An 11,906-nucleotide genomic window follows, 5' to 3' on the forward strand; every position below is an offset into this window, starting at 1 on the left:
TAAGATCAACACAATTCACCGTCCACCCCGCCTGCCGCGGCGGAGCCTCAGGATCGTCGGGACAGGGCCCGGTCCCGGTGGTCGGCCGATCCCGGCCGCGCCGGGGACGCGGGCCGCGCGGCGAGGTCGACGCCGCGGCTGGCCCACCGGCTCATCAGGGCGGTGTCGTGCGTGATGAGCAGGACCCCTGCCGTGTGCTCCCGCTGATAGGCGGTGATGACGGCGGCGACGTGGGCCTGGGTGGAGGCGTCGAGCATGGCGGTGGCCTCGTCGCAGATCAGGTAGTCGGGCCGGTGGACGAGGGCCCGGGCGAGGCAGGCGCGTTGGAGCTGCCCGTCGCTGACGGCGTGGGGCCGGCGGCCGAGCAGGTCCGGGGTGAGCCCGACGAGGTCGGCCAGTTCGGTGGTGCGGGCGCGGACGGCCGGGGCGGGAACGCCGGTGGCGCGCAGCGGTTCGGCGACGATGTCGGCGAGGCTGAGCCGGGGGTCGGTGGCGGCGCGCGGGCTCTGGAACAGGATCGCCACCCGGGTCCGCACGGCGGCCGGCACGCGGTGGCGGGCTCCCCGGATCGGCACGCCGTCGATGCTGACGTGGCCGCCCTCGGGGGTGTGCAGCAGGGCGAGGACCCGGGCGAGGGTGGACTTGCCGCTGCCGGAGGGGCCGCGCAGCCCGACGGTCTCGCCCGGGGCGATGTGCAGGTCGACGCCGTCGAGGACACGCTGCCGGCCGTAGCTGACGGTGACCTGTCGGGCGGCCAGCCCGGCGTCGCTCATGTCGGTGCTCCGATCCGGTGGTGACAGGCGACCCGGCTCGTCGCGACGCGGGCGAGGTCCGGCTGGGTGTGACAGGCGTCGGTGCGGTGGCCGCAGCGGGGCGCGAAGGCGCAGCCGGCGGGCAGGTCGGTGAGCATGGGCGGGTGGCCGGGAACCGGTCGGAACGCCCGGTCGGGCAGCGCGTCGAGCAGCGCCGCGGCGTACGGGTGGGCGGGGGCGGTGAACAGCGCGTCGGCGGGTGCGTGTTCGACGACGCGGCTGGCGTACATCACGGCGACGGTGTCCGCGACCCGGCGCGCGGCGGCGAGGTCGTGGGTGATGAGCAGGACCGCGGCGCCGGTGTCGCAGCGCCGGCGCAGCAGGTCGAGGGTGTGGTCGACCAGTGGCCGGTCCAGGCCGGTGGTGGGTTCGTCGGCGAGCAGCAGTGGTGGATCCGGGGCCAGGGCGAGCGCGGTGACCAGTCGCTGGGCCATGCCACCGGAGAGTTCGTGGGGGTAGCGGTCGAGGTCGGCGGGTTCGAGGCCGACGTCGGCGGCGAGCCGGACCGCGGCGTCGGACGCCGCGGCGCGGCTGTGGCCGTGGGCGCGCAGGGTCTCGGTGAGCAGCCGGCGTCCGGTGCGCACGGGGGTGAGGGCGGTGGCGGGGCTCTGCGGGATCAGCCCGACGGCGCGGCCCCGGACGTGCCGGGCGAGGTGCCGCTCGCCGCAGCCGAGCAGGTCCACGGCGCCGGCGGCGGTGTGCAGGCGGGCCCGGCCGGTGACGGTGGCGTTGCCCGGGAGCAGGCCCAGCAGGGCGTGCGCGAGCACGGACTTGCCGCAGCCCGACTCGCCGACGACGGCGAGCAGCTCGCCGGGTCGGATCGCCAGGCGCAGGTCGGTGACGGCGTGCACGACGGCGTCGCGGAGCTGGAAGCGGACGGTGAGGCCGTCGACGTCCAGCAACGGGGGCCACTCCGGGGTGTCGCCGGTGGCGGCGGGCGCGTGGGTGGGGGTGGCGGTCACAGGTTCAGCTCCGCTCGGACGCGGGGGTCGAGGCGGTCCCGCCAGCGGCCGGTGAGGGTGGCCAGGGCGAGGGTGACCACGATCAGGACCAGGCCCGGGGTGAGGCTGGCCCACCAGGCGCCGGTGAGCAGGGACCGCTGCCCATCGTTGATCATGTTGCCCAGCGAGGCCAGGTGCGGGGGCAGGCCGAGACCGAGGAACGACAGCGCGGTCTCGTGCCAGACGGCGTGCGGCACCATCAGCGTGGTCGCCAACGCGAGGCGGGGCAGCACGTGCGGCAGCAGGTGCCGGGTGAGCACGCGGGCCCGGCTGGCACCGCCGGAGATCGCGGCGTCGATGAACGGGCGGGTCCGCAGGCTGAGCAGTTCCGAGCGGACGATGCGCGCGGTGGACAGCCAGTGCGTGAGCCCGATGGACAGGATCACCGCGCCGAGGCTGGGGCGCAGCATCGCGACGACGAAGATGCCCAGCAGCAGGTGCGGCAGGGCGGCGATGGTGTCGACGACGCGCATCAGCGCCCGGTCGACCCAACCGCCGACGGTGCCGGCGACCGCACCGACGCAGCCGCCGATGACCGTGGCCACCAGCGCGGCGATCGCGCCGACGAGCAGGGAGATCCGCAGCCCGTAGAGGCTGCGGTGGAGGACGTCGCGGCCCAGGTCGTCGGTGCCGGCCGGATGCTCCCCGGAGGGGGCGAGCCGGATGGCGCCCAGCTCGACGGCGCTCTGGTCGAGCGGCCAGAGGACGGGAGCCAGCAGGCAGGCGGCGACGGCGCCGGCGAGCACGACGGCGGCGACGGCGACTCCGGCACGGCCGGTACGGGGCACCGGCCGGCGGGGCCGGCGGAGGCGGGACGGGGCGGCGAGGTCAGTCATCGAGGCGTACCCGGGGATCGGCGGCGGCGTAGCCGAGGTCGGTGAGCAGGTTGGCGGTCAGCACCACGACGGTGGTGGCCAGGGTGGTCGCGGCCAGCAGCGGGAAGTCGCTGCCCAGCGCGGCCTGCACGGTGACCGCGCCGAGGCCGGGCAGCGAGAACACCGTCTCCACCAGCACCGCGCCGCCGACGAGCTCGGGCAGGTGGGTGCCGACCAGGGTCAGGAACGGCAGCAGCGCGGTACGCAGGGCGTGCCCGAACAGGACGGTGCGGCCGGGCAGGCCGCGGGCGCGGGCGGCGAGGACGTGGTCGTCGCGCAGGCTGTCGGCGACGGCGTCGCGGATGAACAGCACGAACCACGGCGCCTGGGAGAGCGCCAGCACGGTCACCGGCAGGATCAGGTGCCGGGCCACGTCGGCCGGGTCCGTGCCGGTGGTCGTGATGTCGGTCAGGCCGCCGGCGGGCAGCCACCCCAGGCTGAGCGCGAACACCGCGATCGCGGCCAGCCCGAGCCAGAACACCGGCATCGACTGCACCGCGTACGCGCTCGCGCGCAGGGCCCGGTCGAACCAGCCGCCCCGCCGGTAGGCGGCCAGCGTGCCGAGCAGCAGGCTCGCCAGCAGCACGAGGACGAGGGCGGCGCCGACGAGCAGCAGCGTCCAGCCGGCCCGCGCGGCGAGCACGGCGGTGACCGGCTCGTGCCGGCTGGTCGACCAGCCGAGGTCACCCTGGAGCAGGTTGCCGACCCAGCGGGCGTACTGCACCGGGAGCGGGTCGTCGACGCCCCAGTTGGCGCGGATCTGGGCCAGGTTCTCCTCGCTGGTGGTGAACGCGGCCGCGCCCGCGTACTGCTGGGCGGGGTCGATCGGGGAGGCCGCACCGAGGGCGAACATGCCGGCGCTGGTCGCGGCGAGGACCGGGACGGCGACCAGCAGCCGGCGGCGGATCACCGCGCCGGCGCCGGCCAGCCGCCGGGAGCGGCGGGCGCCGCGGACGGGACCGGCCGCGGTCACGACGTCCGGGTCCAGGTGTCGATGTTCCACCAGAGGCTGTTGGCCACGTCGTGCTCGTGCGGCTCCACCCGCGGCGTGACCCCGACCACCGCGTCCCGCACCACGTAGGTGTGCTGGAGGTAGGTGAGGAACACCCACGGCAGGTCGGTGGCGAGCTGCTTCTGGAAGGTGGCGTACGCGGCCTTGCGGGTGGCCGGGTCGGCGTTGTCCCGGCCGTCCTGCAACGCCTTGTCCACCACGGGGGAGACGTACCGGCCGGGGTTGAAGAAGCCCTGGCCGGCGAGGGCGGAGCCGAACAGCTTGTAGGAGACGAAGTCCGGGTCGTACGGGGTGCCGTAGCCCATGACCAGCGCGTCGGTCTTCATCCGTGGGGTGATCGCGTCCCAGGTCAGGCCCTCCGGCGTGACCGTGATGCCGGCCTTCTTCGCGTCCGCGGTCACCGCCAGGGCGAGTTCCTTGCGCAGGCTGTCGGTGGCCGGGTACATCAGGGTGAACGCCGCCGGTCGGCCGTCCTTGACCCGCACGCCGTCCGGGCCGGGCCGCCAGCCGGCGGCGTCGAGCACGGCGGCGGCCGTGGCGAGGTCGGCGGCGGGTTTGCCGGCGATGGACGGTTCGGCGAAGTCCGACGACGGCGGCACCGGCCCGAACGCGGGCTCCCCGGCTCCGCCGAGCACTCCGGTGACCATCGCCTGCCGGTCGACCGCGGCGTTGAGGGCCCGGCGGATCGCCGGGTCGCCGAGGACGGGGTTGCCCATCGGCAGCATCACGCCGCGGTAGTCGGCGGTGGGCACCCGGTGCACCCGGTGGCCGGGCTGCCCGTCGAAGCCGGCGGCCAGTTTCGGAGCGAGTTCGGCGGCGTCGAACTCGCCGGCCCGCATGCGCTGCGCGCGCACGTTGTCGTCGGCGACGAAGGCCACCACGACGCCGGAGTTGGCCGGCTTGCCGCCCCAGTACTTCTCGTTCGCCGCGAGCACGAGCCGGTCGCCCGGAACCCACGAGGTCACCCGGTAGGGGCCGGTGCCGACCGGCTTGCGGTTGAACTCGGCCCGGTTGACGTCCTGCCCGGCGAACGCCTTCGCCGGCACGATGCCCAGCGTCAGCCGCTGCAGGAACGGCGCGTAGGCGTACTTCAGGGTGAACACGACGGTCGACGGGTCGGGCGCGGTGACCGAGGTGAGCATGTCCAGGTCGGAACGGAGCGTCGAGTCGACCTTCGGGTCCAGCACCGCCTGGTAGGTGAAGACGACGTCCTGCGCGGTCAGCGCGGCGCCGTCGTGGAACCGCACACCGTCGCGCAACCTCGCGGTGACCGTCCGGCCGTCCGCGGACACCACGGGCAGCTCCCGGGCCAGCGCCGGCACCAGCTGGTTGCGCCCGTCCCGGGCGACCAGGCCGTCGAAGATCAGCGATCCGCCGTCGACGCCGTAGTTCAGCACCGGGTTCAACGTCTCGGGTTCGCCCCCGGTGGCCACCACGAAGGTGCCGCCGGCGTTGGTGCCGGCCGGCGAGGTGGCCGACGAGCAGCCGGCGACGGCGAGGGCGGTGGCGACGGCCAGGGCCGTGACGCGCGCGGAGAGCGGCTTACCCATGACGTGCTCCTGACGAGTGCGGGTGCGACGGCCGGGCTGGGGACGTCGGCGGCTCGGCACCGGTGCGCGCCGACCGCGGACCCGGGTATCGCCACTCTTCCTCAGTTGCCAAACCTTGGCAACAAGCCTCCGGCGAGTCCCCGCATGATCAAGATCACGCGGGGGTGGTGACCGGCCGAGCGCTGATTTCGTCATCGCCGGGAACTCGACGGGCCCGGGCTGCGACCAACGAGCGGTGGCCACACCGGCCACCTCGTGCGGTCCGAGGCGGTCGGCGCGGACGTGTGGAGCAAGGAGCCCAGGTGACACGTGCACGGTCGGCAGCCAGGGACCACCCGTCCGACCTCGCCCTGCCGGCGCCGCGGGACCGACCCGGAGGCGCCGGATGACTGACGACGAGGCGGAGATCACGGCGTGCGCGCTGGCCGCCGGGCGGGGCGACCAGGACGCCGCCGCCCGATTCGTCCGGGCGACCCAGCAGCAGGTCCGACGTTTCCTCGCCGCCCTGGTCTCCCCCACCGAGGCCGACGACCTGGCCCAGGAGACCTTCCTGCGGGCGTTCCGGTCGTTGCCGTCGTTCGCCGGACGCTCGTCCGCGCGGACCTGGCTGCTCGCCATCGCCCGCCGCGTCGCGGCGGACCACGTCCGCACCGTCACGTCGCGTCCCCGGACGGTGCCGATGTCGGACGGCTACGACGACCTCGACGTCTCCCGCAGCGGCTTCGACGGGCAGGTCGTACTGGAGCAACTGATCGCGGCCCTGCCCGCCGAACGGCGGGAGGCGTTCGTCGCCACCCAGGTCCTCGGCCTGCCCTACGCCGAGGCGGCGGCGGTCTGCGACTGCCCGGTCGGCACCATCCGTTCCCGGGTGGCCCGGGCCCGGGAAGATCTCGTCGCCGCGGTGGACAACCGGACCGCGCCGGGCTCGCGCCGCGGCGACGACGCCGCCGGATGACCCGGCGCACCGGCTTTGACCTGCGTCGATACCGGGTTTCCCGGCACCAGCCGGGAACCAACGCCGCCGCCGGGCCGACTACCGGTACATGAGGTGTGAGCAGTGGCGCGAGGTGTTGTCGGCCCAGCTGGACGGTGAGGAGACGCCCGCGGAGCGGACCGCGGCCGAGACCCACCTGGCCGGCTGTGCCGACTGCCGGACCTGGTTCGACCGGGCCGCCGCGGTGACCCGCCGGGCCCGGCTGTCGGTCACCGTCGCCGGGGACGACCGCACCGACGCCATCCTCGCCGCCCTGCCCGCACCGGCGCCGTACCGCCGGCGGCACCGGCTCGTGCTCACCCTGCGGGCCGTGCTGGGCCTGATCGGGGCCCTGCAACTCCTGCTCGGCCTGGCGCAGATCGGGCGCGGTGCGGCCGACGAGCACGCCCACTCGGCGGCCGGCGCGCTGACGTCGGGGCACCTGTGGCACGAGTCGGCGGCGTGGAACGTCGCCGTCGGCGCGGGGTTCCTGTTCGTGGCCGCCCGGCGCACCCGACCGACCGGTCTGGTGCCGATGCTGAGCGCGTTCGTCGGCACACTGGTGCTGCTGTCGGTCAACGACCTGGTGATCGGGCGGGTGGACACCGCACGGCTGGTCAGCCACGGTTTCCTGCTCGCCGGCTACGCGATCGTGGTCGCCATGTCCCGGTCGGGCCGACGGCCCGACGGCCCGTCCGAGCGCGGCCGTTCGCCGCAGAGCCGCTGGCGGCTGCCGGCCGAGGACGAGATCCCCGCGCCGGCCAACCTGCGGCTGCTGCCGCCACCCCACCCCGGGTCCGCGTACCGCCGGGACCGCACGGCGGCCTGACCCGGCCAGCCACCCACACGCACACCACACCCTGCGGAGCCTCCTGGCCCGCCGGGCCGACCACCACGCCACATCGACCTTTCGAGGGGACCTCCATGCCCAGCACCGTCAGCGTCCGGCGCCCGCGCCCGGCCGTCCTGCTCGCCACCGCCCTCCTGGCCGCGGCCACCGCCGGCTGCGCGGGCGACGCGCCGGCCGCCCCGAGCCCGTCGGTCTCCGCGTCGCCGAGCCCCGCCGCGGGCGTGCTCGGAGTCCGGGACCCGTGGGTGAAGGCGGCCGACACGGGGATGACCGCCGCGTTCGGGACGCTGGTCAACGACGGCGTCACCGACGTGACGATCACCGCCGCGGCCACCGACGTGTCCCCGATGGAGCTGCACGAGATGACCATGAAGGACGGCAGGATGGTCATGCGGGCCAAGCCGGGCGGCATCGTGGTCAGGGCGAAGAGCAGCCACGTGCTCGAACCGGGCGGCGACCACCTGATGCTGATGGACCTCACCCGGCCGGTCCGGGCCGGCGACGAGCTGACCTTCACCCTCACCTTCGCCGACGGCCGCACCCAGACGTTCACCGCGGTGGCCAAGCCGTTCACCGGCGCCCAGGAGAGCTACGACCCCGGCCACGGCGCGCCGATGTCCGCCCCCGGCGCCACGCCCGGGACGAGCACGAGCCCGGCGTCATGACCGAGCGCTCCCCGGCGCGGCCGGTGAGCAGGCGGGGCCTGCTCACCGGCGGCGCCCTGGCCGCCGGCGGCGCGCTCGCCGGCGCCACCGCCGTCACCGCCGCCGCCCGATCCGACGACCCGGCGGTACGCCCCGTCCCGGCGGTCCCGGTGGCGCGGGTCGGCACCGCTGTCGAGCCGTTCCACGGGCCCCGCCAGGCCGGTGTCGCCACCGACCCGCAGGCGCACGCCGCGTTCGTCGCGTTCACCCTCCGGCCGGGCACCGACCGGGCGGCGCTCGGGCGGATGCTGCGGCTGCTCACCGACGACGCCGCCCGGCTCACCCAGGGCCGGCCCGCCCTGGCCGACACCGAACCGGAACTCGGGCTGCTGCCGGCCCGGCTGACCGTGACCGTCGGCTTCGGCCCCGGCCTCTACCGGGCCGCCGGCCTCGACGACCGGCGCCCGCCGTCGGTGGCCGACCTGCCCCGGTTCGGCATCGACCGCCTCCAGCCACGCTGGTCGGGCGGGGACCTGCTGCTGCAGATCTGCGCCGACGACCCGGTCACCGTCGCCCACGCCCAGCGCGTGCTGGTGAAGGACAGTCGACCCTTCGCCACGGTGGCCTGGGTGCAGCAGGGTTTCCGGCGGGCGGCCGGCGCCGAACCGGGACGCACCCAGCGCAACCTGTTCGGTCAGCTCGACGGCACCGCCAACCCGGAGCCGGGCGCACCCCTGGACACGGCGGTGTGGGTGCCGGACGGGCCGCCGTGGCTGCGCGACAGCAGCACGCTGGTCCTGCGGCGGATCAGCATGAACCTCGAGACCTGGGACCTGCTCGGCCGTACCGACCGGGAGCTGGCGGTGGGCCGCCGGCTCGACACCGGCGCTCCGCTCACCGGCACCGCCGAGCGCGACGAGCCCGACTTCGCCGCCCTCGGGCCGGACGGGCTCACCGTCATCCCGGACTTCTCGCACCTCACCCGTGCCCGGGTCGGTGAGGACCGGTTGAAGATCCTGCGCCGTCCGTACAACTACGACGGCGTCCCGACGGCGGACGGCACCGCCGACAGCGGGTTGATCTTCGCCTCCTACCAGGCCGACGTCGCCCGTCAGTTCCTGCCCATCCAACGGCGCCTCGCCGAGCGGGACCTGCTCAACGAGTGGACCACCCCGATCGGCTCCGCCGTCTTCGCGATCCCACCCGGCTGCCCCGAGGGCGGCTGGATCGGCCAGCAACTGCTCGGCTGACCCGACAGGAGAACCATGCACACCCACGCCCGCCGGTCCGTCGCCGGCCTGCTCGCCGCCACGCTGGCCGCCGTCGCGGCGCTGTTCGTACCGGCCCAGCCGGCCGCCGCGCACAACACGCTGAAGGCCGCCACCCCGGCCCGGGACGCCCGGCTCACCACGGCGCCGACGCGGATCACGCTCGAGTTCGTGGAGAAGCTGAACCCGGCCTTCACCACCATCGCGATCTCGGACGCCGCCCAGCACAGGATCCCCGCCAGCGGGCCGACCGTCACCGGGGCGACGGGCACCGTGACGATCGACGAGCCGCTGGCCAACGGCACCTACACCGTCGCCTACCGGGTGGTCTCCGCCGACGGGCACCCGGTGCAGGGCTCGTACCGGTTCACCGTCGCCGACCCCTCCGCCACCGCGGGCCCGCAGGCCGGCACAGCGACGACGCCCTCGGCGCCGGCGGCCGAGCCGTCGTCGGTCAGCCCCGCGTCGGCGACCGGCGACCCCGATCGCGGACCCGGCGCACCGGCCCTGGTCGGTGGCGTGCTCCTGCTGGCGACGCTCGTCGCCGGGGCGGTGGTGCTGCTGCGCCGACGCCGCACCGCGTCCTGACCGCCGGCGCGGCACCGGTGAACCCGCCGCCACCGACCAACCCCGACCCCGCGGTCCGCGGCCCGGCGACCACCCACGACCGCGCTGCCGCCGACCGCCCCGACACCGAGGTCTCCGACGTGCCAGACATCGCCTCCGGCCCCACCCGTCAGCACCGCTCCGCGCCCACCGGCGGCGCGGCGGCGGGCGCCGGACCGGCGGCGCCACCGGCCGTACGCCGGTCGGCCGGCCCGGACGCGCTGGTGACCGCCGCCGCCCTGGCGTCGGCGGTGGCCGTCCTGGTGCTGGCGCTGCGGGTCGGCGACGCGCTGGTGGCCGCGATCCCCGGCCTGCCGGACCCGGGACCGGTGACGGCCTGGGCGTTGCCGGCCGTCCGGCTGTTCGTCGACGGCCTGGCCACGGTGACCGTGGGGCTGACGGTGACGGCGGCCTTCCTGCTGCCCGGCGACGGACCGAGCGTGTCCCCGTACGGCTGGCTGCTGCTGCGCCGCGCGGGCCTGGCCGCGGCGGCCTGGGCGGCGGCCGCCCTGGTGCTCATCGTGCTCACCGTGTCCGACGTGCTCGGGGTGCCGGCGGGCCGGTTGGGCGCCGCGAGCGTGGTCAGCTTCGCCACCGCCATCTCGCAGGGTCAGGCCCTGCTGCTCCAGGCCGGCCTGGCGCTGGCCGTGGCGGTGCTGGCCCGGGTGGGCGTGTCACGGGGCCTGGCCGCCGCCGCGGCGCTGGTGGCGATGGTCGCGGTGGTGCCGCCGGCGTTCACCGGGCACGCCGCCGGAGCGGGCAACCACCAGGTCGCGGTCTCCAGCCTCGTGCTGCACGTCCTGGCCGCCGCGCTGTGGGTGGGTGGGCTGGTGGCGCTGCTGATGGTGCGCCGGAGCCGGCACCTCGCCGACGCGGTGGGTCGCTACAGCCGGCTGGCGCTGGGCTGCTTCGTGGCCGTCGCGGTGAGCGGAACCGTCAACGCCGCCGTCCGCCTCGGCAGCGTCGAGGAGCTGTGGCGGTCGCGGTACGGGTGGCTGGTGCTCGGCAAGCTGGCCGCGCTGGCGGTCCTGGGCGCGGTCGGCGCGGCACACCGGGCGCCCACCCTGCCGGCGCTGCGCTCGGGGCGGCGTGGCGCGTTCGCCCGGCTGGCCGCCGGCGAGGTGGTCGTCTTCGCGGCGGTGCTGGGACTGGCGGTGGCGCTGTCCCGCAGTCCCACGCCGGTGGCGGCCGACCCGGTCGACGCCGATCCGATCACCGAGCTGCTCGGCTTCCCGATGCCCGCCGCGCCGACGCCCGGACGACTGCTGGGCCAGCCGCTGCCGGACCTGTTCGTGCTGAGCGCGGTCGCGGTGGGCGCGGCCGGCTACCTGGCCGGGGTGTGGCGGCTGCGCCGGGGCGGACACCGCTGGCCGGCCGCCCGCACCGCGAGCTGGCTCGGCGGGCTGGCGGTGCTCGCCGCGGTCACCACCCTGGGCGTGGCCCGGTACGCGTACGTGCTGTTCAGCGCGCACATGGTGCAGCACATGGTGCTCTCCATGCTGGTGCCGATCCTGCTCGTCGGTGGGGCCCCGGTCACCCTGGCCCTGCGCGCGCTGCGCCGCCCCACCGACCCCGACGTGCGGGGCGCCCGGGAGTGGCTGCTGCTGGCACTGCACAGCCGGCCCGCCAGGCTGCTCACCCACCCGCTCGTGGCGTTGGGCGGCTACGCGGGCAGCCTCTTCGCCCTGTACTTCAGCGACCTGCTGGGCACCCTGATGCGCTCGCACGTCGGGCACCTGGCCATGCTCGTCCACTTCGTCATCGCCGGCTACCTGCTGTTCTGGGTGCTCATCGGCGTCGACCCGGGCCGGCCGCGGGTGTCGTACCCGATCCTGGTGATCGTCCACCTGGCGGCGATGATGGCGCACGGCTTCTTCGGCCTGGTGCTGATGCAGACCACCACGGTCATCGCCCCGGACTGGTACCTGGCCGTGCATCCGGCGTGGGCGTCCTCATTGCTGGAGGACCAGCGACTCGGCGCCGGCATCGCCTGGGCGTTCGGCGAGATCCCGGCCGCCGTCGTCATGGTCGTCCTCGTGCGCCAGTGGGTCCGCGCCGACCAGCGGGAACAGGCCCGCCTGGACCGGGCGGCCGACCGTGCCGAGGAGACCGGCGAGGTCGACGACCTGGCCCGCTACAACGCCTTCCTCGCCGCCGCCAGCCAGGCCGACCGGGCGGCACCGCAGCCCGACCGCTCGGCACGACAGGCCGACGGCGCGGCACGACAGGCCGAGGGCGCCGCGGACGGATGAGCCGCACCGACCCGAGCGGTCGACCGGGAACTTCCTGAGGCATCGACCCGACTACTCGACCGG

At 75.7% G+C, this 11,906-nt stretch carries 11 protein-coding genes; 6 read left to right on the plus strand and 5 right to left on the minus strand.

Annotation, left to right across the window (positions count from 1 at the left end):
• Positions 1-47 precede the first annotated feature (47 nt).
• The 5 genes from Q3W71_RS15650 to Q3W71_RS15670 are packed head-to-tail and all read right to left on the minus strand — an operon-like array spanning position 48 to position 5,250.
• On the minus strand, positions 48-773 hold the full coding sequence (locus Q3W71_RS15650; protein ID WP_302920050.1) for an ABC transporter ATP-binding protein: 726 nt from the start codon (positions 771-773) through the stop codon (positions 48-50).
• Positions 770-1,774 carry an ABC transporter ATP-binding protein gene (locus Q3W71_RS15655; RefSeq protein WP_302920051.1) on the minus strand — a complete coding sequence of 335 codons (1,005 nt, stop codon included), beginning with the start codon at positions 1,772-1,774 and terminating at the stop codon, positions 770-772. The genes Q3W71_RS15650 and Q3W71_RS15655 overlap by 4 nt, the downstream gene beginning before the upstream one ends.
• A complete protein-coding gene (locus Q3W71_RS15660) occupies positions 1,771-2,649 on the minus strand; it encodes an ABC transporter permease (RefSeq protein WP_302920052.1) in 879 nt (292 codons plus the stop codon). The genes Q3W71_RS15655 and Q3W71_RS15660 overlap by 4 nt, the downstream gene beginning before the upstream one ends.
• Positions 2,642-3,691: an ABC transporter permease gene (locus Q3W71_RS15665; RefSeq protein WP_302920053.1), complete on the minus strand. Its 1,050-nt coding sequence runs from the start codon at positions 3,689-3,691 to the stop codon at positions 2,642-2,644. The genes Q3W71_RS15660 and Q3W71_RS15665 overlap by 8 nt, the downstream gene beginning before the upstream one ends.
• On the minus strand, positions 3,658-5,250 hold the full coding sequence (locus Q3W71_RS15670; RefSeq protein WP_302920054.1) for an ABC transporter substrate-binding protein: 1,593 nt from the start codon (positions 5,248-5,250) through the stop codon (positions 3,658-3,660). Before Q3W71_RS15670 ends, Q3W71_RS15665 begins: the two co-directional genes overlap by 34 nt.
• Before the next feature lie 385 nt (positions 5,251-5,635).
• Between Q3W71_RS15670 and Q3W71_RS15675 the strand changes: the two genes are divergently transcribed.
• The 6 genes from Q3W71_RS15675 (at position 5,636) to Q3W71_RS15700 (ending at position 11,843) form a co-directional block, all read left to right on the plus strand.
• Positions 5,636-6,205: a sigma-70 family RNA polymerase sigma factor gene (locus Q3W71_RS15675; RefSeq protein WP_302920055.1), complete on the plus strand. Its 570-nt coding sequence runs from the start codon at positions 5,636-5,638 to the stop codon at positions 6,203-6,205.
• 88 nt (positions 6,206-6,293) lie between these two features.
• Positions 6,294-7,052 carry a zf-HC2 domain-containing protein gene (locus tag Q3W71_RS15680; protein WP_302920056.1) on the plus strand — a complete coding sequence of 253 codons (759 nt, stop codon included), beginning with the start codon at positions 6,294-6,296 and terminating at the stop codon, positions 7,050-7,052.
• Positions 7,053-7,147: 95 nt separating this feature from the next.
• Positions 7,148-7,738: a copper chaperone PCu(A)C gene (locus Q3W71_RS15685; protein ID WP_302920057.1), complete on the plus strand. Its 591-nt coding sequence runs from the start codon at positions 7,148-7,150 to the stop codon at positions 7,736-7,738.
• Positions 7,735-8,967, plus strand: a complete 1,233-nt coding sequence (locus Q3W71_RS15690; RefSeq protein WP_302920058.1) for a Dyp-type peroxidase — start codon at positions 7,735-7,737, stop codon at positions 8,965-8,967. The genes Q3W71_RS15685 and Q3W71_RS15690 overlap by 4 nt, the downstream gene beginning before the upstream one ends.
• A 15-nt stretch (positions 8,968-8,982) precedes the next feature.
• Positions 8,983-9,573: a copper resistance CopC family protein gene (locus tag Q3W71_RS15695; protein WP_302920059.1), complete on the plus strand. Its 591-nt coding sequence runs from the start codon at positions 8,983-8,985 to the stop codon at positions 9,571-9,573.
• Between the two features lie 119 nt (positions 9,574-9,692).
• Positions 9,693-11,843 carry a cytochrome c oxidase assembly protein gene (locus tag Q3W71_RS15700; protein ID WP_302920060.1) on the plus strand — a complete coding sequence of 717 codons (2,151 nt, stop codon included), beginning with the start codon at positions 9,693-9,695 and terminating at the stop codon, positions 11,841-11,843.
• Positions 11,844-11,906: the final 63 nt, after the last annotated feature.

Source organism: Micromonospora sp. C28SCA-DRY-2, assembly GCF_030519475.1.
Lineage (GTDB): Bacteria > Actinomycetota > Actinomycetes > Mycobacteriales > Micromonosporaceae > Micromonospora.

Excerpts from the sequence above, each read along its gene's own strand:
- Q3W71_RS15650 (WP_302920050.1), bottom strand. The coding sequence starts at position 773 with ATGAGCGACGCCGGGCTGGCCGCCCGACAGGTCACCGTCAGCTACGGC.
- Q3W71_RS15660 (WP_302920052.1), bottom strand. The coding sequence starts at position 2,649 with ATGACTGACCTCGCCGCCCCGTCCCGCCTCCGCCGGCCCCGCCGGCCG.
- Q3W71_RS15670 (WP_302920054.1), bottom strand. The coding sequence starts at position 5,250 with ATGGGTAAGCCGCTCTCCGCGCGCGTCACGGCCCTGGCCGTCGCCACC.
- Q3W71_RS15675 (WP_302920055.1), top strand. The coding sequence starts at position 5,636 with ATGACTGACGACGAGGCGGAGATCACGGCGTGCGCGCTGGCCGCCGGG.
- Q3W71_RS15680 (WP_302920056.1), top strand. The coding sequence starts at position 6,294 with ATGAGGTGTGAGCAGTGGCGCGAGGTGTTGTCGGCCCAGCTGGACGGT.
- Q3W71_RS15685 (WP_302920057.1), top strand. The coding sequence starts at position 7,148 with ATGCCCAGCACCGTCAGCGTCCGGCGCCCGCGCCCGGCCGTCCTGCTC.
- Q3W71_RS15690 (WP_302920058.1), top strand. The coding sequence starts at position 7,735 with ATGACCGAGCGCTCCCCGGCGCGGCCGGTGAGCAGGCGGGGCCTGCTC.
- Q3W71_RS15695 (WP_302920059.1), top strand. The coding sequence starts at position 8,983 with ATGCACACCCACGCCCGCCGGTCCGTCGCCGGCCTGCTCGCCGCCACG.